This is a genomic window from Solwaraspora sp. WMMA2065 (assembly GCF_030345075.1).
Taxonomy (GTDB): Bacteria; Actinomycetota; Actinomycetes; order Mycobacteriales; family Micromonosporaceae; genus Micromonospora_E.
Genome location: NZ_CP128361.1, coordinates 5,207,366 through 5,228,933, shown reverse-complemented (window position 1 = coordinate 5,228,933; position 21,568 = coordinate 5,207,366). Strand labels below are relative to the sequence as shown.

Below are 21,568 nucleotides of genomic sequence, written 5' to 3'. Positions count from 1 at the left end.
GGAGGCTACTCGCCGATGACCACCGCACGGTCCGACGCGGCGTGCGCCGACGCCCTCGCTCTGCTCGCCGGGTACCGCCCGGACATGCCGTTCTACTCCGCCTCGCAGCCCGGATCCGGCATGTGGCATTTGTCCACTCTGGTCACTGGCCGGGTTCCCGACCAGGCGATCAGTTCGCTGACGCTCGGCGCGGCGTTGCACCCGACACCGGCGATGTGTGGCACCCCGACCAGGGACGCCCGCGCCGCCATCGCGGAGTACGAGACCTTCGACCGTGGCTTCTACACTGGTGTGATGGGTTGGGAGAACGCCGCCGGCGACGGCGAGTGGGTCGTCGCCCTGCGCTGCGCCGTCACCCGGGACCACACAGCCCGCCTGTACGCGGGTGCCGGCATCGTCGCCGGCAGCGATCCCGCAGCCGAGCTGGCCGAGTCCACGGCCAGGTTCCGTACGGTTGCCCGCTGGCGGCTTCGTTGCCGGCAGCCAGTGGCGGTCCCGCTGGTACGGGTAGCTCGGCAGCCGGATCCGCCGGCCCTGACCAACGGCCGGAGCCTCGGGCGAGTCGATCGGGTCACCGGAGACGTGGCGATGGGCGAGCCGGACCGGTTCGGCGTACCCGCCGGTGGGTGCGGTGCCGGGAACCACGGTGCCGGCTGCCGGACTGCGGGCCGCGACCGCGACCAACCCGGCGAGCAGCTCACCACGGTCGGCGGCGACCACCGCGGCCCGGACCGGTAGCACCGTACGGGTGGTCTCCAGCGAGTACGCGACGTCGCGTGGATCCACCTCCGGGTGGCCGAGCAGGTAGCGGTGCAGCCGGTCGGCCTGCGCCCGCAGTGCCGCGTCGGACCGGGCGCTGAGCGGGCAGACCACCGGCGGCCCGACGGTCGGCCGGGGCAGCGGCGCGGCCGGCAGCGACACCCCGGCCAGGACCAGGTGGCAGTTGGTGCCGCCGATACCGAAGGAGCTGACGCCGGCCACCGGCAGTCGCTCCGGCACCGGCCACGGCCCGTACTCCGGCTGCACCCGCAGACCGAGGTCGGCCAGCGGCAGCCGGCCGGCCCCCGAGTCGTCGCCGTCATCGGCCCGGCCCGCGCTCGTGCCCGTCGCCGACCCGGAGCCGGAGCCGGTGAAGCCTGGATGGGCGGGCAGGCCACGGTAGCGGATGCAGAGCGCGGTCTTGACCAGCCCGGCGAGGCCGGCCGCACCTTCGAGATGCCCGATGTTGGCCTTCACCGAGCCGACCCGCGCGGGCTGGTCAGCGAGCCGGCCCCGGCCGACCACCGCGCCGAGGGCGGTCGCCTCCACCCGGTCGCCCCGCCGGGTGCCGGTGCCGTGCAGCTCGACGTACTGCACGTCGGCCGGCGACACCCCGGCCCGCCGGTACGCCCGACGCAGCACCGCCTCCTGACCGGAGACGGCGGGTACCGCCGGATCCGCGTCGTCGCCGTCGTTGTTGGTCGCTCCGCCGAGCAGGAGCAGTAGATGTCGTCGCCGTCCGCCTCGGCCAGCCGCAGCGGCTTGAGCACGACGAGCCCGCCGCCCTCGCCGCGGCGGAACCCGTCGGCGGCGGTGTCGAACGGGACGCTGGCGCCGCTGCGGGCCAGCACGCCGAACCGGGCGGCCGCCAGCCAGCCGTCGGGGGCCAGGTTGAGATGCACCCCGCCGGCGAGCGCGAGATCGACATCGCCGGCCCACAGCTGTTCGCAGGCAAGGTGCACCGCGAGCAGGGACGAACACTGGCCGGCGTCGACGGTCAGGCTCGGGCCGGTCAGGCCGAGCAGGCGGGACACCCGGTTGGCGATCAGCCCTCGTTGCAGGCCCGTGAAGGTGTGCCGGTCGACCGCCGCCGGCCCGGCCCGGTGCACCAGGGCCGCATAGTCGTCGGCGATCGCCCCGACGAACACCCCGGCCCGCCTGCCGGCCCACCGCTGCCGTGGCTGGCCGCTGTCCTCCAGCGCCTCCCAGGCCAGCTCCAGCGTCAGCCGGTGTTGCGGGTCCAGGGCGGCGGCCTCCCGGGGCGACATGCCAAAGAAGGCCGCGTCGAACTGGTCGACCCAGCTCAGGAAGCCGCCCTGCGGATCGGTGCCGACGTCGGCCGGCGGCAGCGCGTCCGGCGGCCAGTCGCGGCGGCGTACCTCGGGTACCCCGCTGAACGCGGTGCCGCCGCGCCGCAGCAGGGCCCAGAACTCGGCGATGCCGTCGGCGCCGGGCAGCCGGCAGGACATTCCGACGACGGCGATCGGCGCAGGCGGCCCGGCGGGCGGGTCATTGTGGGGTGTCACGGTTTGCTCGACTGGTGAGAAAGTCCAACACGGTCGAGATCACCGTCTGGTCACGCAGGATGCGCCGGTGGCCGAGCCCTTCGGTGATTGATCACCATCCGGGCCGCTGGGTAGGCGGCGGCCAGCCGGTGCGCGCGCCGCACGGCGATCTCCCGGTCGGCGGAGTCGTGCATCACCAGCAGCGGCACGTCGACCTCCTCTGGCCGGTGCACTGGCGAGAACAGTTGCCAGATGTCGGTCAGCGGCGCGAAGAGCCGCTCGGTCCGCAACTTGAGCTGCCGCGCGTACCTGGCGGTACGCTCAGGCCGGACCGTCTCCACCGACCATCTGATCGATGCCATCTGGGCCGGCGACCCACCACGCACCGCGCTCACCGCGCTGCACGTCTATGTCTGCCGGTTGCGTCAGCGTCTCAAGGCGGCCGGGTCGGCGTCCGACGATCTCGCCACCCGCCCACCCGGCTACCTGCTCAACCTGAACCGGTACGCCTTCGACCTGCGGACGTTCGACGAGCTGACCATCCGCGCCCAGCAGGCGGAGTCGATCGGCGACCTGCCCGGCAGCGCCGCCCTGCTCGGCGAGGCGCTCGCCCTGTGGCAGGGCCCACCCCTCAGATCGCCGACCTGCGGGACCTGCCGGTGCTTGCCGCGACCGCGCACGTGATCACTGAGCGGCGGGTCGCCATCCAGGAACGCTACTTCGAGACCGCGCTCGTCCTGCGCCGGCACGGACACGTCGTCGCTGATCTCTACCGGTCAGTTGGTGAGTACCCGATGTCCGAACGGCTGCATTACCTGCTCATGCTCGCCCTGTACCGAGGTGGCCGGACCGCCGAGTCGCTGATGGTCTACAACCTGCTGCGGACCAACCTCGTCGACGGTCTTGGCCTGGAACCGAACCTGCTGGTGCAGCGGCTGCACCGGGCGATCCTGGACCGTCGGGAATGGCTCGACGACCCGTCGTACCTGCACGCGTCCTGACTCCGACCCGTATGTGTCGAAACTCCGACGGAGGGCTACCTGCGGCCCCGATGACGGGACCGGGCCAGCCTGAGCAGGCCGGCACCGGCCAGTAGCACGACCAGGACCGTGGCCAGGACGGCCGCCCCGGCCTGATCGAGCGTGGCGGCCAGCCACCGCTGGACCATGCCGGCGCCGTCGATCAGCGGGTCCCCGCCCGACCCGCCGCGCAGCAGCCGGATCTCGTACCAGCCGTACCAGGCGACGTAGCCGCCGGCAGCCACCAGCAACGCGCCGCCGACGCGGGACAGCAGCGGGGCCGCGCGGCGGACCCGGCGCAGCAGCCCGTCGCGGGCCAGCGCGACGGTGACGGCTGCGACCGCGACGGTCAGCCCCATCCCGGCGGCGTACGCCACGAACAGGGCCACCCCGGACGCGACCGAGCCGGCGCGGAAGCTGGCCGCCACGATCGCCAGGAACGGAGCGATCGTGCAGGACAGCGACGCGGCGGCGTAGGCCATCCCGAAAACCACCATGGACAGTACGGACCGACTGGTGGCCGGGGCGCGGGACGGCACCATGCCGATGCCGGGCAGCTGCCGGCCGGCGAGCAGCACCCCGCCGAGCCCGATGAGCAGCAGCCCGATGCCGATGGTCAGCCACGGCAGGTGGCGCTGCACTGCCCCGGCTGCCGGGGCCACGACCAGGCCGAACACCCCGAAGACGACGACGAATCCGGCGGTCATCGCGGCCGTCGTGGTCAGTGCCCGACCGACGGCGGCACTCCGACCGGTGCCGGCCGCGGCGTCGCCACTCACCAGGAAGGACAGGTACGCGGGCAGCAGCGCGAACCCACACGGGTTGACGGCGGCGAGGGTGCCTGCCGCCAGGGCGAGCGCGAGCGGTGCGTCGGTCATCGGATCGGGTGGCGGAGGTCGGCTAGCCGGCGATCAGCCGGTCGAGCATGCCGGGCAGCGAGTCGACGTCGACATGTCCCTTGTCGACGACTTCGCCATCGACGTCGAGGACGACGAAGGTGCTCTGCGCGGTGATCTCGAAGTGCCGCCACACCGCGCCCTGCTCGTCGGCCAGTTGCGGAAAGCCGGACAGCTCGGCCAGCTCGACGAACTCGTGCATGGCCGGCACCCCGTCGAGCCCGGCCACGCCGACCACACCGGCGGTGTCGGCGTAGTCGGCGGCCAGTGAGTTGACCCGGGCGGCCTGGCCGAGGCAGGTGGGACACCACGGTGCCCAGAACCACAGCACCGCCGGTTTGCCGGCCAGGCTGCGCCCGTCGAAAGTGTCGCCGGCCAGGGTGTCTGCGGTGAAGGCATAGCTGGCGCTGACACCGCCACCGTCGGTGCCGGCACCATTGTCGGTGTCTGCACCGGTTTCGGGGTCGGTGTCCCCGGCTGGCGTGCCGGCACCGGTTGTGTCCCCGCCGGACGGGGGTGGCGTGCCGTCACCGTCAGCCGAAGTGCCGCAGCCGGCCAACGCCACCGAGCCGGCGACGACAAGGCTGATGATCATCGACCGCACCCGCATGATGTCTGCTCCGTCCCGGTATCCGACGTCCGACGATGTCCGGCAACCGTACCTGCCCGACGGCGGTTTCCTCGCATATACCCCCTGGGGGTTGCTAGCCTACGAGGATGACCAGCCAGACCACCCGCGGCTACACCGCGTCCAAGGACCAGCTCCAGGCCCGGCTGCGCCGCATCGAGGGGCAGGTCCGCGGGATCGAGCGGATGGTCGACGACGACCGGTACTGCATCGACGTGCTGACCCAGATCTCCGCCATCCAGGCGGCTCTGGACAAGGTCGCTCTCGGCCTGTTGGACGGACACGCCCGGCACTGCATGCAGGAGGGTTCCGCCGAGGGCCGCGCGGACGAGATGGCCGCCGAGATGATGGCGGCGGTCGGTCGGCTGATGAAGCGCGGCTGACCTTGTCACACCCACTGCCCGACCCGTGACGATCTACCCCCTAGGGGTATGGTGGGTCCCGCCATCACCGCAGGCGAGGAGGACGGCATGAGCAGCACCGCACCGGGCCGGCCCAAGACGGCGACCCGGATCGAGTTGAGCATCGGTGGGATGACCTGCTCGTCCTGCGCGGCTCGGATCGAGAAGAAGCTCAACCGGATCGACGGGGTGACCGCGACGGTGAACTTCGCCACCGAGAAGGCCAGCGTCACCGTCGAGGATCCGGCCGTGACCGCCGACGAGCTGATCGACGTCGTACGCCGTACCGGCTACACCGCCCAGCTGCCCGCTCCGCCGCAGGATGCCCGCGGCGCAGCGCTTTCCGACGGTTCGGCGGGCGACGAGCGGCCGGCCGTCTCCGACGACCTCCGCTCGCTGCGTACCCGGCTCCGGGTCGCGCTGGTGCTCAGCGTGCCGGTGGTCGTCCTGGCGATGGTGCCCGCCTGGCAGTTCACCTACTGGCAGTGGGTCAGTCTGGTGCTGGCCGTCCCGGTGGTGCTCTACGGCGGCTTGCCGTTGCACCGCGCCGCGTGGACGAATCTGCGGCACGGCGCGGCGACCATGGACACCCTGGTCTCGATGGGGACCCTCGCCGCCCTCGGCTGGTCGCTGTGGGCGCTGTTCTTCGGCACCGCCGGCACCCTCGGCGTGACCCACCCGTTCAGCCTGTCCATCGGTCACGGCACAGCCGCCGCCAACATCTACCTGGAGGTCGCCGCCGGGGTGACCGTGTTCATCCTGCTCGGCCGATACTTCGAAAGCCGCGCCAAGCGCCGCGCCGGTGCGGCGCTGCGGGCCCTGCTCGAGCTGGGCGCGCGGGATGTCGCCGTGCTGCGCGACGGCGCGGAGACCCGGATTCCGGTCGATCAGCTCGCGGTGGGTGACCGGTTCGTCGTCCGGCCCGGCGAGAAGATCGCCACCGACGGCGTGGTGACCGAGGGGTCCTCGGCGGTCGACGCCAGCATGGTCACCGGTGAGTCCGTGCCGATCGAGGTCGCTCCCGGCGACCCGGTGGTCGGCGCCACCGTCAATGCCGGTGGCCGGCTGATGGTGACGGCCACCCGGGTCGGTGCCGAAACTCAGCTCGCCCAGATGGTCCGGCTGGTGGAGCAGGCGCAGACCGGAAAGGCAGCGGCGCAGCGGCTGGCCGACCGGATCTCCGGTGTCTTCGTGCCGATCGTCATCGCGCTCGCCGTCGGCACCCTCGGCTACTGGCTCGCCACCGGGACGGGCGTCGCGGTGGCGTTCACCGCAGCGGTCGCCGTACTGATCATCGCCTGCCCGTGCGCGCTCGGCCTGGCCACCCCGACGGCGCTGCTGGTCGGCACCGGACGCGGCGCCCAGCTCGGCGTGCTGATCAGAGGCCCGGAGGTGCTGGAGTCCACCCGTCGGGTGGACACCGTGCTACTGGACAAGACCGGCACGGTCACCACCGGCACCATGACGCTGGTCGACGTGCTGGTCGACGGCGCCGACCCGGATCCCGACGAACTGCTCCGGCTTGCCGGCGCGGTCGAGGCCGGGTCGGAGCACCCGATCGGCCGGGCGATCGCCGGGGCCGCCACCGAGCGGGTCGGGCCGCTGCCGGCGGTGACCGACTTCGCCGGCCGGCACGGACTGGGTGTACGCGGCACCGTCGGCGGGCGTACCGTGCTGGTCGGTCGGCCGGCGCTGCTGACTGACGAGGGCCTGACCGTGGACGCGGCGCTGGCCGGCAGATTGACCGCCGCCGAGGCCGCCGGCCGGACCGCGGTCATGGTCGGCTGGGACGGTCGGGCCCGGGGCGTGCTGGCCGTCGCTGACCGGGTCAAGCCGACCAGCCGGCCGGCGATCGACGCGCTGCGGCGGCTCGGTCTGACCCCGGTCCTGCTCACCGGGGACAACGCCACCGTCGCCCGGGCGGTCGCCGCCGAGGTCGGGGTCGACGAGGTGATCGCCGGGGTGTTGCCCGCCGACAAGGTGGACGCGGTCAAGCGGTTGCAGGCCGATGGTCGGGTGGTCGCGATGGTCGGTGACGGGGTGAACGACGCCGCCGCCCTGGCCCAGGCCGATCTCGGCCTGGCGATGGGGACCGGCACCGACGCCGCCATTGAGGCCGCCGATCTCACCCTGGTAAGGGGCGACCTGACCGCCGCCGTGGACGCCGTCCGGCTGTCCCGCCGCACCCTGCGGACGATCCAGGGCAACCTGTTCTGGGCGTTCGCCTACAACGTCGCGGCGCTGCCGTTGGCGGCGGCGGGCCTGCTCAACCCGATGATCGCGGGTGCGGCGATGGCGATGTCCTCGGCGTTCGTGGTCGCCAACAGTCTGCGGCTGCGCCGGTTCCGGCCGGTGGTGCTCAGCCGGTGACCAGCTCGTAGCCGGCCTCCTCGACGGCGGCGGCCACCGCCTGGTCGCTGACCGGCTGTTCGCTGGTGACGGTGACCCTGCCGGTGGCCAGGTCGACGTCCACCTCGGTGACCCCGGCGATCCCGCCGATCTCGGTGGACACCGAACCGACGCAGTGGCTGCAGGTCATCCCCTGCACGGTGTAGGTGCTGACCGCCATCTGTCTCTCCCTCGCGACTCGTTGCGATCCGACTCGACCGCTGAGCCTACCCCTACCGGGAATGCGTATTTCGCCGGATCCGGCACCGTCGTCGGCCGGCGACCGGCCAGCACCCCATAGCCAAAGACCGATCCAGCGGGTAGAAACAGATGATTCCCCGACGGCACCGGTAGGTGCCGGCGGGCGACACCGAGAGAGCGCTCTCACGCTCGGCGGCCCGCACATCGGCCGGACCGACACCGCGTTGCAGATCAACAGCGACCACGTGCTGATCGACCACACCTGGGTGTGGCGGGCCGATCACGGAGTCGAAGGGTTCACCGAGGGCGTCAACGGCGACACCGACCGCTGGCACACCAACACCGGACGGTACGGCGTCGTGGTCAACGGCGACCACGTGACCGCGACCGGACTGTTCGTCGAGCACTTCCAGCGGTACAACACGGTCTGGAACGGCGACCACGGCACCACGGTCCTGTACCAGAACGAGCTGCCGTACGACCCGCCCACCCAGGCCGACTGGATGAACGGCGACACCCCCGGCTGGGCCGGCTACAAGGTCGCCGACCACGTGCGGCACCACCAGCTGTACGGCGGCGGGGTGTACGTGTTCAACCAGAACGACCCGTCGATCCGCACCCGCAACGGCTTCGAGGTGCCGCACCGTCCGGGCGTACGGCTGCGGCACATCATGACCGTAAACCTGAGCGCGGGCGCCATCGACCACGTGGTCAACGGGGTCGGTGAGGCGGCCGACACGACCCGGGCCGGCGCGCCGGTCTACCTGGTCGAGTTCCCGGAGCCGTGACGGGTCGGGTACCCGGGGCCGGCCGACGGATAGCCGTGGCGATCCCGGGTACCCGCCCGGTCGGACCGTCACACGAGTCGACCGGTCACACGAATCGGACAGGTCACCACGAGGAGGCACGATGTCCGGGAAACGACCAGGCAGCAAGGGATACGACAACCAGCGCGCCCGGCTGCGTAAGGATCTCGAGAACTCGGGTACGGCCAACGACGCGGGTGCCGACGAGCTCGCCAACGAGATCCTGCAGGAGCAGGCCGACCGCCAGGGCGTGCTGCGCACCGAACGGGGTCTCGGCCCGAAAGGTGAACGATGATCGTCATGAAATAGGTCGAAAGATGCCATGAGATTCGGTCAGCTCCGCATCATGGTGGGGTGAGTGACGCAGGGCGGTCCCGGGTCCAGCCGGCGGCGCCCGGTGCCAAGGTGACCCGGTTGGAGCTCTTCTTCGACCTGGTCTTCGTCTTCGCCTTCATCCACCTGAACACGCTGGCCGTCGAGGACCTCGACGCCCTGATCCTGTTGGGCGTCATCCTGCTGCTCGCCGCGCTCTGGCTGGCCTGGTCGCGGTTCGCCGTACTCGGCAACAACCTGCGGGCCGACCAGGGCATCATGCCGATCATCGGTTTCGCGATCATGGCGGCGGTCTTCGTCTCCGTCGCGACCTTGCCCGGCACCGAGGACGACGTCGCGGTGCCGTCGTCGTCCGCGCCGCTCTCGATCCCCGGGCAACTCGTGTTCCCGGCCTGCTATTTCATCATCTGGGCGTTGGAGATGGTGGCGCTGCGGCATGCCGCGCGAAACCACCCTTCGTTGCGTGAGATGTGGTGGCGAAGCGCACCGGCGCTGCTCCTCAGTTGCGGGTTGCTGGTGGTGGCCGCGCTCCTGCCGCGACAGTTCACCGGCAATGCCCGGATAGCTGCCTTTGTCGCGTTGTGGGGACTTGCCGTCGCCATCGCCTACGCGGTGGTGATCCGGACCAAGGCCCTCGCCGTCGTCTCGGCCGGGCATTGGGCGGAACGACACGCCCAAATCGTGCTGATCGCTCTCGGCGAGTCGGTCATCTCGATCGGCATCGGCGCCGAACTTCTGGCAGGAACACCGTTGACGTTGCCCCTGGTCGCAGGCGTGGTGCTCGGCATCGCGCTGATCTGCGCCCTCTGGTGGTGGTACTTCGACTCCCGCTCGATCGCGGCCGAACATGTGCTGCACCGCACCCAGGGCACCGCCCGGCTCCGACTGGCCCGCGACGCGTACACCCTGCTGCACTTCCCGATGGTCCTCGGGATCATTCTGCTGTCCCTGGGCGCCAAACAGGTCCTCGCCTACCTGGCCAGTGACACCGGCGACCAGGAAAGGGCGGTGCTCGATCCGGTCCACCTGTGGGTGCTGTACGGCGGCGTCGTGCTCTACCTGCTGGCCCTGCTCGCATTCCAGGCGCGGACGGTCCGATCCGTGGATCCGCTCGGCGCGTTGCCCGTCCTGGTCATCACCGCGCTGCTGCCGATGGCCCCGTTCATGCCGCCGCTCGCCGCGCTCGCCCTGCTCAGCCTGATCGCCGTCGCCGCGGCCGCGGTGGACAACCTACGCGGCGGCAGCCATCGCCGGTCGCTACGCGGCAGCCAGCTCGCTCAACAGCAGGCGTTGGAGAGCGAGGAGACCAACTGGCGCCGACGGCACCTGTGAGCCGTACGGCACCCGACGCTGTCATTATCGTCTGATGCGCAACCAGGTAGTCCTCCTGGTGCGTGGCCGGGGAGGATGACAGCTTTGACACAGGTCGCCGGCGAGCCGGCACGCTGGCGACACCGGACCGGGCGGCTGGGCCGGTCGGCGCTGATCGCGCTCTGCGTCGCTGCCGCGTACGCACTCGGCTCCGGCTGCGCCTGGCTGCTGTTCCACGCCTCGGCCGTCGGCGCGGTGTTCTTTCCGCCGGCCGGGGTGACCCTCGGCGCGCTGGTGCTGGCCCGCCGCCGACACTGGCCGTGGATCCTCGGTGCCGTCGGTCTCACCGAGTTCGGCATCGACCTGTGGCAGGGGATCGGCCCGCCGGTCGCACTCGGCTTCGCCCTCACCAACGTCGCCGAACCGCTGGTCGGTGCCGCCGGGCTGCGATGGCTGCGGCCGGGCCGGATCGACCTGACCCGGTACCGCGACGCGGCGGCGTTCCTGCTCTACCCGGTGGGCATCGGCCCGTTGGTCGGCGCGGTGATCGGGGCCACGACCAGCGCGGTCGGCACCGGTGGCGCCTGGTGGCCGGCGTTGGGCCGGTTCTGGGCCGGCGACGGGCTCGCGGTGCTCACCCTCGGCGCCGCCCTGGTCGGCCTAGACGCGATCCGCGGCCGGGTCCGACCCTGGCAGCTGGTCCGGGGCGGTACGGCGTTGGCCGGCACCGGGGCGTTGACCGTCATCGGTTTCTGGCCCCGGGAGGTGCCGCTGTCCTACCTGCCGGTGCCGGTGCTGCTCGCGGTCGGCTTCCTGGGCCGGGTGGCGACCGTCGGGGCCGCCGGATTCGTGATGGCGTTCGCCGCGAATCTGCTCAGCGCCGCCGGGCACGGGCCGTGGTCGGTGCTGGCCGGGCAGCCCCGGCTGGAGGCGGCGTCGCTGCAGATCTACCTGGCGGTGGTGGTGCTCGGCGCCTGGGCGCTGGCGATCGCGGTGGCGCAACGGGACCGGGCGCAGGCCGAGTCGCGTCGTGAGGTGGCTGCCCGCCGCCGGTTGCAGGCGCTGCAGGACGTCACCGCCGGGCTGGCCACCTCCGCGACGTCCGACCAGGTGATCCGGGTGCTGGTCGACCGGGGCGTCGGCCTGGTCGCCGACCACGGCGCGGTCGCGCTCACCGATCTGGCCGGCGGCTCGGTCCGAAGCTGGCCGACGGCGGCCCTCGCGGACCAGGTCGCCGGAGGCTTCGCCACGTTCCCGCTCGACGGGTCGGACCGGTTGCCGGTCGTCGACGTGGTCCGGACCGGCCGGCCGGTCCAACTGCCGACCCGGGCGGCGCTGGACGCTCGTTACCCCGCGCTCGCCGACGCCCACGCTCGCACCGGCACCCGCAGTCTGCTGGCGGTGCCGGTCAAGGTCGGCGACCGGTGCCTCGGTGCGCTGGCGTTCGCGTTTCGTCGGGACGACGCGATCACCCCGGAGGTGGTTTCGATCGCCCGTACCCTCGCCGAACTCGCTGGCCAGGCCGTCGACCGGGCAGCCATGTACGAGTCCGAGCACGCCGCCGCGCACCAGTTGCAACGGGCGTTGCTGCCGCAGATCTCGCCGGACCTGCCGGGCGTCACGGCCGCCGTGGGCTACCGGCCGGCGGAGCACGGCCGCGACGTGGGCGGCGACTGGTACGACGTGTTCGAGCTGCCCGGCAACCGGGTGGGTATCGCGGTCGGAGACGTCGTCGGCCACGGGTTGTCGTCGGCGATCACCATGGGCCGGCTGCAGCAGTCGCTGCGCTCGGTGGCGCAGACCGGTGCGTCGCCGGTCGAGGTGCTGGAGGCGCTGGACACCGCCTGCCAGACGATCGACGGGGCCGACTTCGCCACCGTCGGGTACGCCGAGTACAGCCCCACCGACCGGCTGCTCACCTACGCCTGCGCCGGTCATCTGCCGCCGCTGCTGGTGGCCGGCGGGGACAGCCGCTACCTGACCGACGCCCGGTCGCTGCCGCTGCGGCTGACCGCGCAGCCCCGGACCCAGGCCCAGATCGCGGTGCCCGACTCGGCGATGCTGGTCTGGTACTCCGACGGGCTGGTGGAGCGGCGTGGTCAGGTGATCGACGCCGGGTTGGACCGACTCGGCCGGGCCGCCGCCGGGTTGTCCGGCACCGAGCCACAGGTCTGGTGCGACCGGCTGTTGGACGCGATGACCGACGGCCAGGTGATCACCGACGACACGGTGGTGGCCTGCGTACATCTGGACGGGCTGCCCACCGGCACGGACGGCTCCCCGGTGCTGCGGCTGACCCTGACCTCCCCCGCCGACCTGTCCGCCGCGCGCCGGGCACTGCGGGACTGGTCCGCGGGCAACGACCTCACTCCGGATCAGGCCGACGCACTGCTGGCCACCTGCAACGAAGCCTTGATCAACTCGTTGGAGCACGCCTACCACGGGCGTCCGGGCGGCCCGGTCGCACTGCAGGTGATGCTGCTCGACCGGCAGCAGGTCCGGATCGAGGTCACCGACCGGGGACATTGGCGGGGTCACTCGCACGACGGGTCCGACCGGGGACGCGGGCTCGATCTGATCAACAGGATGGCCCGCCGGCTGGTGCTCGACCTCTCCGGTGCCGGCACCCGGGTGACCATCACCCTGCCCGGCCGGTAGCCGGTGCCGTCCCGGTGGTCTACCACCGGGGCGGGTGGTCGACCACCGGGACGGGGATCAGCCCCGGATCGCCTGGCGGATCCAGTCGGTGATGTTGTCGACCCGCGACGTCGTCTCGACGTCGGAGTGCGGGCAGTCCGGGCCGAAGCTCTCCACCGACACCAGCGCCGGACCGCGGCGACCCCGCTCGACGAAGTACGGGGCACCGGAGTCGTACGCGCAGGCGCTGGTGTCCGGGTGCGGGTACCGACCGGTCACGCCGATGGTCGAGTCGGCGACCTCGGTGACGGCGAACAGCCCGGTTCGCAGCACGGTCGACGGCACCGGGTCGACCGACGTGTCGGCGCCGTATCCGGTTAGCCGGACGAGAGCACCGACCCGCGGCGGCCGGTGGGCCAGGGCGATCGGCTTTATGCCGCGTACCGGCTGGTCCAGCTTTGCCAGCGCCAGGTCGTTGGTGGGCGACTGGCGTACCGCGATCACGGTGGCGACCTGGCCGCCGTCGCCGGTGAGGTCCGCCCGGCCGACCGTCGCGGTGGTCAGGTCGGCGACCGGGCGGTCGACCCGTACGCCGTCGAAGGTCCGGAAGCAGTGCCCGGCGGTGACCACCCACTGCGGATCGATGAGGGCTCCGGAGCAGGCGCTGTTGCGGCGGCCGCCGTCGGCCGTCGGGATCCCGGTCATCGTCAGCTTCACCGAGAACTGGTACCTGCCGTCGGGGACGACCTTGCCGTTGGCGACGGCGCCGGCCGGCCCGGCGGCGGCCAGGCCGAGGCCGGCCGTCACGGCCAGCGTGAGCGCCGCCGTGGCCAGGCGGGAGGCGAGGGTACGGGACACAGCGGTTCCTTGTCGGATGGCCGCACCGGACGACCGGGTCGAAGGCTGGGCGGTACCGGTGCCGGCGGGCAGCGGACGTTGGACGTCTCGACGCTAGGTCGGCCCGCTGGCCATCGGACATGGACATTTCCCTACATCTACCCGCCCGGCCCGGGTGGCGGTACCGGCTCACCGGCAGCCCGTCACCGCACGGAGCATCAGCTGCACGCGCGGTAGACGTAGTCGGCCCGGTTGCGGTGCGGTGAGACGTCGGGCATGGTCCGGCGGGCCGTGTCGACCACGAAGAGTTTAGTGTCGGTCGGGCCGGTCTCGTCGAGGAACGTGGTGCTGCCGTAGTTGAGGTTGTAGTGCACGGACTCGGTCCGGTTGCGCCACCCCCAGTGGCCGAGGTCCTGCCATCCGCAGTCACTGAGCCGGCCCCGTGGATAGGTGTAGTTGGTGCCGTCGTAGAAGCAGAACCAGCCACCCGGGCAGTCCGGCCCGGCGAGCGGCGCGATTCCGGCGGGGCGGGCAACGCTGACGATGAACACCCCGCCGGAGTAGGCGATGTCGGTCTGGCTGATCTGGCTGCCGCCGGGGTGGGTAGCAAGATAGGCGTCCACCCGGGACTGGACGGCGGTGGGGCCGGCCGCGGCGACGCCGGGCTGCAGGCCGGTGGCCAGTGCGGCGACGGCCAGTACGGCGGGCGCCAACCGCCGACTCAGGCGCGGGGTCCGGCGACGGATCCGGGTGGGTGGCGTCATGGCGGGCTCCAGTTGCTCCAGGTGGCGTCCAGTAGTGGGTTGGGTGTACCGGCAGTGCCGGTGTCACCCGCAGTACTCAGTCAGAAACTTTGCGACACGACACCGCCGACGATAGCCAATCAACCAACGAGATCGCCATATCCGCGTCAGTGAATAAACGAACAGCAATCACATTTTTGGGCCCAGAGTGAGCTGCAACTTTCGGCCAGCAACCACCACCACGCAAAGCGCGGCTTTCTCATGTTCCACATCCTGGAATAATCGACCATGATCGACAAAAATCTTCGGGCACGATCTGGCACGCTGACGCCTCTTATAGGGCGGATGCCGGCACCGGCACCCCCTATTGCCACTGCGCCACCGGAACGAGCACCGAGGAGCATTGTGGATGCAGAGGATGCGGCAGAACTCGATGCATGGCTCGGGGAACAGGTGAGTCAGCATCATGCGCTGCTGTGGACGGTACTGTTTCAGCGCCTCGATGACACCAGAGTCGCCGAAGCACTTCTGCAGGAGACATTCGTCCGGGCCTGGCTGCACCGTCGGGACGGTCACCGGATCCGGCATCCGCGGGCGTGGCTCTACCGGCTGGCCCGACGACTGGCCGAGGAACGTCTCGACAAGGACCCTCGCAGCCAGCAGGCCCGGCGTACCACCGCACTGACCCTGGTGGTCAGCAACGACGGCGAACCCGGCGCCAGCGTCCTGCGTCAGGACGTGGCCCGGTTCGGCCGACGGCTCAGCGTCAAGGACCGGGAGTGCCTGCTGCTGACCAGCTACGGCGTCAGCACGGCCGACATCGCCGCCATGTTGCGGATGACCCCGGCAGCGGTACGGCGGTCGCTACACCGGACCCGCCGCGCGTTGCACAAGCTACGGGACAAGGTGCAGGGCCGGCGTACCCGGCGCATCCCGGCCAGACATGGGAAGGACTGACCATGGATCAGGAGCCGGTCGAGGACGAGTTCCGCCGCGACGAGCTGGTGCAGCTGGCTGTCCGGGCCCTGCTGCCCAGGCAGGGACGGATTCCGCCGCCACCCGAGATCGACGTCACGGACCTGATAGCCGTTGCGCACCAGCGCCAGTCGTCGCAGGAATCGACCCGCTGGCGGTGGCGGTCCAGGCGGTGGTGGCCGCAGCTGTGGCGGTCCAGGCGGTGGCGGCCCAGGCTGTGGCGGGTCGCGGTCCCTGCGGTCGTTCTGGTCGTGCTGCCAATCGTCGGGGTCGAAGTGGTCCGCTCGCACAGCGAGCCCGGGCCGGCCGGACCGGACGCCACCGACCCGGTCCTCGCCGACCCGCAACAGCCCCTGCCGCTGACCGCAGGCGCGGGCACCGCCCCGGCCCGCCACCAGTTGGCGGCGATCGCCCGGCACGTCCACTCACTCGACCAACCAGCAGTCGACCAACCAGCACTGGATCAACCGGTGCCGGACCAGCCGGCCACCGCCGACCGCTACACCTACGTCCACCTGCGGGCCTGGTGGCGCGACGATCCCGCCACCGGGCAGGACGGCGGAGCGTACGACCGGCGACTGTGGTGGGCCGCCGACCGGTCCGGGCAGGAGACCCGGATCGACCCGGCGAACCCGGACCGGCCCGCCGAAGTGGTCGAGTACCCGCCCGGCGCGCTCGGTGTCGCCGTACCCGATCCCGCCGCCGACCGGACGGTGCTGGCCGGCCAGCTCGCCGAGGAACAGCCGATGCACGAAGGCCCGCAGGCCGCGCTGCGGGCAGTCGTCGGCCTCTACCGGTTTCACGACCTGTCCCCGGACCAGCGGGCCGCCGCCCTGGCCGTCCTCGCCGACGCGGAGCTGGTCACCCACGGTCCGGTGCTGGACCGGGCCGGCCGGTCCGGCGTCGCGGTCAGCGCGACCGGTGACATGGACGGCCGCCCGGTGCGGGACACCGCCGTGATCGACACCGCCACCGGCCGGCTACTCAGCTACGAGCGGGTGGCCCTACCCGCCGACGACCGCGCGGCGGCCGGCACCGTCACCTACTACCTGGTGTTCCTGCGCTCCGGCCGGGTCGGTCGACTCGGCGCCGAACCGACCGACTGACCCGTCACCGGATATCCGACCCGAACGGCCGGCATGAGCCTCCGGCGGGCGGGTACCCGGTGACGATGCCCGACATTGCCAGCTACGGGCTCCTGAGTGACTGCCAGGGAGCGGCGTTACTGTCCGCGGACGGCTCCGTCGACTGGTGGTGCCCGGCCCGGTTCGACGCGCCGAGCGTCTTCGCCCGGCTGCTCGACCCCGACGCCGGACACTGGTCCATCTCCCCGGTCGACGGGCACCGCACCGCCCGCCGCTACCTGGCGGACACCATGGTGCTGCAGACCGACTTCCGGACCGCCGACGGCGAGCTGCGGCTCACCGACGCGCTCGCGCTCGGCCCCGGCGAACGCGGTCACCGCATCGGCGACGCCTCGCCGCACGTACTGCTGCGCCGGGTCGAGGTCCTGACCGGCACCGTGCAGGTCGACGTCGACCTGGTGGTGCGGCCCGAGTACGGCCGGGTCGTTCCGGTGGTGACCGGCGACGACGGGCGGATCGAGCTGGTCGGCGGCAGTGACCGGCTGATCCTGACCGGCGACCCGCTGCCGGCCGAACTGTCCGTCGGGGTGGACCGGATCACCGGCCGGCTCACCCTCACCGCCGGACAGACCGTACGGTTCGCGCTGCGGCACCTGCGCGCCGACGACACCGCGCCGCCGGCCGACGACCAGCGGTACACCGTGGACGACACCGTCGCCGGCTGGCGGTCCTGGGCCGACGAGCACCACAGCTACCAGGGGCTCTACCAGGAACAGGTACGGCGCAGCGCGCTGGTGCTACAGGCGCTGACCTACCAGCCGACCGGTGCGGTGGTGGCCGCGCCGACCAGCTCGCTGCCCGAGGAGGTCGGCGGCGGCGCGAACTGGGACTACCGGTACGCCTGGCTGCGCGACGGGGCGTTCACCATGCAGGCGCTGTGGGTGGCCGCCTGCCCCGACGAAGCGCACCGGTTCTTCGACTGGATCGCCGACTCGGTCGGTGAGCTGCCCACCGACCAGCCGGTGCCGATCATGTTCGGGGTCGGCGGCGAGCGGGATCTGACCGAGCACGATCTGGAGCACCTGCGCGGCTACCGGGGTTCGACGCCGGTACGGGTCGGCAACGACGCCTGGCGACAGCGGCAGCTCGACGTACTCGGCGAGGTGATGCACGGTGCCTGGATCCTGCGCGACCGGCTCGGCGACCTGGCGACGGGCACCGTACATCTGCTCCGGGGCCTTGCCGACCGGGCCTGCCGCACCTGGTCCCAGCCGGACTCCGGGATCTGGGAGGGTCGGGAGGGCGAACGCCACTACCTCACCTCGAAGCTGATGTGCTGGGTTGCGCTGGACCGGGCCATCGGGCTGGCACCGACGCTGCACGCCGAGCGCGACGTCGACCGTTGGCACCGGACCCGGGAACAGATCCGCACGGCGATCCTCGACGAAGGTTGGAGCGACCGGCGCCAGGCGTTCACCGGCGCGTTCGGCTCCGACCATCTCGACGCCGGGGTCCTGATCATGCCGATCATGGGGTTCCTGCCTGGCACCGACCACAGGGTGGTCGCCACGATCGACGCCATCGAGGCGGACCTGACCCACGACGGCCTGGTCCAGCGGTGGACCGGCGGAGAGGACGAAGGAGCCTTCCTGATCTGCTCCTACTGGCTGGCCGAGGCCCTCGCGTTGGCCGGCCGGCGCGACCGGGCCCGCCAGGTCTTCGACGCGGCCACCGGATGCGCGAACGATCTCGGTCTGCTCGCCGAGGAGGTGGACCGCCGCGACGGCACCCTGATCGGCAACTTTCCGCAGGGGCTGTCACACATCGGCCTGATCAACGCGGCGTGGACGCTGTCCCGGACCGGGGAGGCGTCGCAACCCCCGGGCCCACCCGTCGGGTGACCGGGCGTCTGGCGTCCGTCGGTGCCAGTGCGGCCACCGCCGTCAGGTTCAGGCCGGCGAGGTTCGCCCGGTACCGTCGATCGTCGAGAATCCGCCACACCGCAGCGGCGATTCGGTCGGCGCAGCCGACATCCAACAACCGGTACGCGGCGTCCCGCCCGGTGCAGGCACCCGCGTCGAGGCTGATCCCGATGCCGAGCCGGGCCGCCTGCCGGGCGACCAGCGGCTGATCGCCGAAGAACGGCACGACGACCATCGGCACCCTGGTGAGGATCGCCTCGTGGAAGCTGTTGCTGCCCCCGTGGGTGACGAACACGTCGGCCCGGCTGAGCACCCGCTGCTGGTCGACGGCGTGCCGGATCACCCAGTTCGCCGGGTAGCGGTCCAGAATACGGCGGCCCCGGGTCGGGAACACCACCGTCACCTCCGGCGAGGACCAGTGCCGGGCCAGACCCGCGACGCACCGACGCAGCGCGCCGACCAGTTCCGGCTCGGCGTACCAGAGGTTGTCCAGCACCTCGGTGCCGAAGGACAGGTAGACGACCGACCGGGCCGGTCCGGTGCCCCGGCGCTGCCGGCCTGTGCCCCGGCCGTCCTGGCTGTCCGGCCGGTTCCGGGACGGCCAGCCGTCGGAGAGGTAGCCGGCGAAGCGGTAGCCGACCGCCGCGCGGTTGTCCCGGAAGTCGGGCGGCGTGACCGCACGGTACGACCAGAGGATGTTCTGCTCGGCCGGCAGATGCAGACAGTTCGAGACGAGTTCCACCGTGGCCGGGTCGAGCGTGACGCCGTACCGCCGGTCCAGAGCGTCCAGTGCCGCCGTGTTCGGCGGTGCCGTCAGACAGTGCCGGAGGTATCCGGCGTCCGTCATCGGCCCGACCAGTCCCGGCACCGAGCACCACGCCGGCACGCCCAGCCAACGGGCGACCAGTGCGCCCTCGATCGCGCAGAAGTCGTACAGCACCAGGTCGGGACGGTAGGCGCGGGCCACCGCCAGGCATTCGCCGAACAACCGGTACGCCCGGTCGAACACCCGGTCCGCCGGGGTGTTGCGGAACTCGCGGCAACCCGGCAGAGCGACGGTCGACCCGGCCAGGTCACCCAGCCGGGGCACGGTGGTCTGCCGGTCGACGAGCACCAGGCGGAAGCTGTCCTCGGCCCGGTGCCGGCGGATCAGCCGTTTGAGAATGTTGAGGTGTCCCTCGTTGGGGATGCTGAATACGAGCACCCGTCGTCGCGGCATCCCGCACCTTTCCCGCCGGCCGGCCCGATAAACCACCCCGGATACCGGGCCGAACCGCCTACCAGACGGCGCGCACCCCGTTACCGTCGGCCGGTGACCACCCAGCAGCCGACCGTCACCCGATCACGGCCATCGCAGCAGCAGGCGGACGACCTGTTGGGCCGGATGACCCTGGCGGAAAAAGCCGGCCTGCTGTTCCACCCGATGATCGGCATCGGTCCGGGCGGCACCCTCGCGCCGGCCGACCCGGACGCCGGCCTGCTCGCCGCCGAGGACCTCGTGCTGCACCACCGGATCAGCCACGTCAACCTGGTCGGCACTGCGGCACCGGCCGACCTTGCCCGCTGGCACAACCAGCTGCAGGACCTGGCCGCGTCGACCCGGCTCGGCGTACCGGTGACGGTCTCCACCGATCCCCGGCACGCCCGGTCCGCCAACCCCAACACGGCGGCGCTGGCCGGAGCCTTCTCCACCTGGCCGGAACCGCTGGGGCTGGCCGCCACCGGCGACCCGGAGCTGGTGCGAAGGCACGCCGACACCGTACGGCGGGAGTACCTGGCGGTCGGCATCCGGGCCGCGCTGCACCCGCAGGCGGACGTCGCCACGGACCCGCGCTGGCCACGGGTGCTGGGCACCTTCGGCGAGGACCCGGAGCTGGTCAGCCGGCTGACGGTGGCGTACCTGTCCGGGTTGCAGGGTCCGACGTTCGGACCGGACAGCGTCGCCGCGCTGGTCAAGCACTTCCCCGGCGGCGGCCCGGTGCGCACCGGCGAGGACCCCCATTTCCGGTACGGCGCCGAGCAGGCCTACCCGGGTGGCCGCCTCGCCGCCCACCTGGCGCCGTTCGTGGCGGCCGTCCGGGCCGGCGCCGCGCAGGTGATGCTCGGCTACGGGCTGCCGGTCGGCACCGAGCTGCCGCCGGTGGCGTTCGCCTTCAACCACGAGGTGGTGACCGGGCTGCTCCGCCAGCAGTTGGGTTTCACCGGGGTGATCTGCGCCGACTGGGGGGTGCTGACCGACGCCTGCTTCCGGGGCGAGGACCGGCCGGCCCGGGCCTGGGGCGTCGAACACCTCGAACCGGCGCAGCGGCTGCGTGCCGCGCTGCACGCCGGGGTGGACCAGTTCGGCGGCGAGGCCCGCCCGGACCTGGTGGTCGACCTGGTCCGCAGCGGCCAGGTCACCGAGGACCGGATCGACGAGTCGGCCCGTCGCGTCCTGCACGACAAGCTGCGGCTCGGCCTGTTCGAGCACCGCTACGTCGACCCGGAGCACGCCGCGCAGGTGGTCGGTGGCCCGCCGGCCCGTGCCGCCGGGCTGGCCGCCCAACGGGCCTGCGTGACGCTGCTGCGTCAGGCTCCGCCGGACAGCCCGGCCCGGCTGCCACTCGCCCCCGGCCTGCGGGTGTACGCCGAGGGCCCGCTGCGTGCCGCGCTGCGGGGCAGGTGGACGGTGGTGTCGGAGCCGGGTCAGGCGGACGTGGCGGTGCTGCGGCTGGCCGCACCGTACGAGCGGCGGCCCGGACCGGTGGAGGCGTACTTCCACGCCGGACCGTTGGAGTTCCCGGCGGGTGCGCTGGACCGGGTGCTGGCGGTCGCGGCAGCGGTGCCGACCGTCGTGGACGTCTACCTGGACCGGCCGGCGGTGCTCACCCCGCTCGCCGACCGGGTCGGCACGCTGCTGGTCAGCTTCGGCGTCGAGGACACCGCGCTGGTCGACGTACTCGCCGGGGAGCCGGCACCGACCGGCCGGCTACCCGTCGATCTGCCGGCCAGTCAACGGGCCGTGCTCGCCGGGCAGCCGGACGCCCCGTTCGACGACCCGGACCCGTTGTTCCGGTACGGCCACGGGCTGACGTTCTGACCGGGAAGTTCAGGGGTGGCCGGGCGGATCCGGGTGGCCGGGC

General features: G+C 72.2%; 19 protein-coding genes and 3 pseudogenes. 13 read left to right on the top strand and 9 right to left on the bottom strand.

Annotation, left to right across the window (positions count from 1 at the left end; genetic code table 11):
* The first annotated feature begins 15 nt into the window (after positions 1-15).
* Positions 16-738 (top strand): chorismate-binding protein, encoded by a 723-nt coding sequence (locus tag O7610_RS23810; protein WP_289211899.1) that lies wholly within the window; start codon positions 16-18, stop codon positions 736-738.
* Here the strand turns inward: O7610_RS23810 and O7610_RS30770 are convergent.
* The 3 genes and pseudogenes from O7610_RS30770 to O7610_RS23800 form a co-directional block, all read right to left on the bottom strand.
* Positions 727-1,476 (bottom strand): annotated as a pseudogene (locus O7610_RS30770) (ketoacyl-synthetase C-terminal extension domain-containing protein); the annotation flags it as partial. The gene O7610_RS23810 and the pseudogene O7610_RS30770 overlap by 12 nt on opposite strands.
* A gap of 47 nt (positions 1,477-1,523) precedes the next feature.
* Positions 1,524-2,285 (bottom strand): annotated as a pseudogene (locus tag O7610_RS23805) (beta-ketoacyl [acyl carrier protein] synthase domain-containing protein); the annotation flags it as partial.
* A 50-nt stretch (positions 2,286-2,335) separates the two neighbouring features.
* Positions 2,336-2,473 carry a hypothetical protein gene (locus O7610_RS23800; protein ID WP_289211897.1) on the bottom strand — a complete coding sequence of 46 codons (138 nt, stop codon included), beginning with the start codon at positions 2,471-2,473 and terminating at the stop codon, positions 2,336-2,338.
* 43 nt (positions 2,474-2,516) lie between these two features.
* Here O7610_RS23800 and O7610_RS23795 point away from each other — a divergent pair, with 43 nt between their 5' ends.
* A complete protein-coding gene (locus tag O7610_RS23795; RefSeq protein ID WP_289211896.1) occupies positions 2,517-2,948 on the top strand; it encodes an AfsR/SARP family transcriptional regulator in 432 nt (143 codons plus the stop codon).
* Positions 2,924-3,265, top strand: a complete 342-nt coding sequence (locus O7610_RS23790; protein ID WP_289211895.1) for an AfsR/SARP family transcriptional regulator — start codon at positions 2,924-2,926, stop codon at positions 3,263-3,265. Before O7610_RS23795 ends, O7610_RS23790 begins: the two co-directional genes overlap by 25 nt.
* 35 nt (positions 3,266-3,300) lie before the next feature.
* Here O7610_RS23790 and O7610_RS23785 read toward each other — a convergent pair whose 3' ends face one another.
* Positions 3,301-4,161: a cytochrome c biogenesis protein CcdA gene (locus tag O7610_RS23785; protein WP_281552674.1), complete on the bottom strand. Its 861-nt coding sequence runs from the start codon at positions 4,159-4,161 to the stop codon at positions 3,301-3,303.
* Positions 4,162-4,183: 22 nt separating this feature from the next.
* Complete coding sequence (locus O7610_RS23780) at positions 4,184-4,774, bottom strand: redoxin domain-containing protein (RefSeq protein ID WP_281552673.1); 591 nt, start codon at positions 4,772-4,774, stop codon at positions 4,184-4,186.
* A gap of 122 nt (positions 4,775-4,896) precedes the next feature.
* On the opposite strand from O7610_RS23780, the gene O7610_RS23775 reads away from it, so the two are divergent.
* Positions 4,897-5,190 carry a metal-sensitive transcriptional regulator gene (locus O7610_RS23775; protein WP_278172303.1) on the top strand — a complete coding sequence of 98 codons (294 nt, stop codon included), beginning with the start codon at positions 4,897-4,899 and terminating at the stop codon, positions 5,188-5,190.
* Between the two features lie 87 nt (positions 5,191-5,277).
* Positions 5,278-7,578 (top strand): heavy metal translocating P-type ATPase, encoded by a 2,301-nt coding sequence (locus O7610_RS23770; protein ID WP_289211894.1) that lies wholly within the window; start codon positions 5,278-5,280, stop codon positions 7,576-7,578.
* Here O7610_RS23770 and O7610_RS23765 read toward each other — a convergent pair.
* Positions 7,568-7,777 (bottom strand): heavy-metal-associated domain-containing protein, encoded by a 210-nt coding sequence (locus tag O7610_RS23765; RefSeq protein ID WP_281552671.1) that lies wholly within the window; start codon positions 7,775-7,777, stop codon positions 7,568-7,570. The two genes, O7610_RS23770 and O7610_RS23765, sit on opposite strands and share 11 nt — an antisense overlap.
* A 208-nt stretch (positions 7,778-7,985) precedes the next feature.
* Here O7610_RS23765 and O7610_RS23760 point away from each other — a divergent pair.
* The 4 genes and pseudogenes from O7610_RS23760 to O7610_RS23745 form a co-directional block, all read left to right on the top strand.
* A pseudogene (locus tag O7610_RS23760) lies at positions 7,986-8,585 on the top strand (pectate lyase-like domain-containing protein); the annotation flags it as partial.
* A gap of 121 nt (positions 8,586-8,706) precedes the next feature.
* Positions 8,707-8,898, top strand: a complete 192-nt coding sequence (locus O7610_RS23755; protein ID WP_289211893.1) for a phosphatidylethanolamine-binding protein — start codon at positions 8,707-8,709, stop codon at positions 8,896-8,898.
* Positions 8,899-8,957: 59 nt separating this feature from the next.
* On the top strand, positions 8,958-10,268 hold the full coding sequence (locus O7610_RS23750; protein WP_289211892.1) for a low temperature requirement protein A: 1,311 nt from the start codon (positions 8,958-8,960) through the stop codon (positions 10,266-10,268).
* An 84-nt stretch (positions 10,269-10,352) separates the two neighbouring features.
* Positions 10,353-12,905 (top strand): SpoIIE family protein phosphatase, encoded by a 2,553-nt coding sequence (locus tag O7610_RS23745; RefSeq protein WP_289211891.1) that lies wholly within the window; start codon positions 10,353-10,355, stop codon positions 12,903-12,905.
* A gap of 57 nt (positions 12,906-12,962) precedes the next feature.
* Here O7610_RS23745 and O7610_RS23740 read toward each other — a convergent pair whose 3' ends face one another.
* Together O7610_RS23740 and O7610_RS23735 are read right to left on the bottom strand one after the other, a co-directional pair.
* Positions 12,963-13,742: a S1 family peptidase gene (locus tag O7610_RS23740; RefSeq protein WP_289211890.1), complete on the bottom strand. Its 780-nt coding sequence runs from the start codon at positions 13,740-13,742 to the stop codon at positions 12,963-12,965.
* 197 nt (positions 13,743-13,939) lie between these two features.
* The gene (locus O7610_RS23735; RefSeq protein WP_289211889.1) at positions 13,940-14,485 is read right to left on the bottom strand and encodes a peptidase inhibitor family I36 protein; all 546 of its coding nucleotides are present in this window, start codon (positions 14,483-14,485) and stop codon (positions 13,940-13,942) included.
* A gap of 384 nt (positions 14,486-14,869) precedes the next feature.
* Here O7610_RS23735 and O7610_RS23730 point away from each other — a divergent pair, with 384 nt between their 5' ends.
* The 3 genes from O7610_RS23730 to O7610_RS23720 all read left to right on the top strand — a co-directional run bounded on the left by O7610_RS23730 (position 14,870) and on the right by O7610_RS23720 (position 18,425).
* Positions 14,870-15,421: an RNA polymerase sigma factor gene (locus O7610_RS23730; protein WP_289211888.1), complete on the top strand. Its 552-nt coding sequence runs from the start codon at positions 14,870-14,872 to the stop codon at positions 15,419-15,421.
* A 2-nt stretch (positions 15,422-15,423) separates the two neighbouring features.
* Complete coding sequence (locus O7610_RS23725) at positions 15,424-16,545, top strand: hypothetical protein (RefSeq protein ID WP_289211887.1); 1,122 nt, start codon at positions 15,424-15,426, stop codon at positions 16,543-16,545.
* Between the two features lie 65 nt (positions 16,546-16,610).
* Positions 16,611-18,425, top strand: a complete 1,815-nt coding sequence (locus O7610_RS23720) for a glycoside hydrolase family 15 protein (protein WP_281552663.1) — start codon at positions 16,611-16,613, stop codon at positions 18,423-18,425.
* On the opposite strand, the gene O7610_RS23715 is transcribed toward O7610_RS23720, so the two are convergent.
* Positions 18,358-19,665, bottom strand: coding sequence for a glycosyltransferase (locus O7610_RS23715; RefSeq protein ID WP_281552662.1), 1,308 nt, complete (start codon positions 19,663-19,665; stop codon positions 18,358-18,360). The genes O7610_RS23720 and O7610_RS23715 overlap by 68 nt on opposite strands.
* 93 nt (positions 19,666-19,758) lie before the next feature.
* Here O7610_RS23715 and O7610_RS23710 point away from each other — a divergent pair, with 93 nt between their 5' ends.
* Positions 19,759-21,525, top strand: coding sequence for a glycoside hydrolase family 3 protein (locus O7610_RS23710; protein ID WP_289211886.1), 1,767 nt, complete (start codon positions 19,759-19,761; stop codon positions 21,523-21,525).
* The last annotated feature ends 43 nt before the right edge of the window (positions 21,526-21,568 follow it).

Excerpts from the sequence above, each read along its gene's own strand:
- O7610_RS23810 (WP_289211899.1), top strand. The coding sequence starts at position 16 with ATGACCACCGCACGGTCCGACGCGGCGTGCGCCGACGCCCTCGCTCTG.
- O7610_RS23785 (WP_281552674.1), bottom strand. The coding sequence starts at position 4,161 with ATGACCGACGCACCGCTCGCGCTCGCCCTGGCGGCAGGCACCCTCGCC.
- O7610_RS23765 (WP_281552671.1), bottom strand. The coding sequence starts at position 7,777 with ATGGCGGTCAGCACCTACACCGTGCAGGGGATGACCTGCAGCCACTGC.
- O7610_RS23725 (WP_289211887.1), top strand. The coding sequence starts at position 15,424 with ATGGATCAGGAGCCGGTCGAGGACGAGTTCCGCCGCGACGAGCTGGTG.
- O7610_RS23735 (WP_289211889.1), bottom strand. The coding sequence starts at position 14,485 with ATGACGCCACCCACCCGGATCCGTCGCCGGACCCCGCGCCTGAGTCGG.
- O7610_RS23715 (WP_281552662.1), bottom strand. The coding sequence starts at position 19,665 with ATGCCGCGACGACGGGTGCTCGTATTCAGCATCCCCAACGAGGGACAC.
- O7610_RS23770 (WP_289211894.1), top strand. The coding sequence starts at position 5,278 with ATGAGCAGCACCGCACCGGGCCGGCCCAAGACGGCGACCCGGATCGAG.
- O7610_RS23720 (WP_281552663.1), top strand. The coding sequence starts at position 16,611 with ATGCCCGACATTGCCAGCTACGGGCTCCTGAGTGACTGCCAGGGAGCG.
- O7610_RS23775 (WP_278172303.1), top strand. The coding sequence starts at position 4,897 with ATGACCAGCCAGACCACCCGCGGCTACACCGCGTCCAAGGACCAGCTC.
- O7610_RS23780 (WP_281552673.1), bottom strand. The coding sequence starts at position 4,774 with ATGATCATCAGCCTTGTCGTCGCCGGCTCGGTGGCGTTGGCCGGCTGC.
- O7610_RS23755 (WP_289211893.1), top strand. The coding sequence starts at position 8,707 with ATGTCCGGGAAACGACCAGGCAGCAAGGGATACGACAACCAGCGCGCC.
- O7610_RS23795 (WP_289211896.1), top strand. The coding sequence starts at position 2,517 with ATGTCGGTCAGCGGCGCGAAGAGCCGCTCGGTCCGCAACTTGAGCTGC.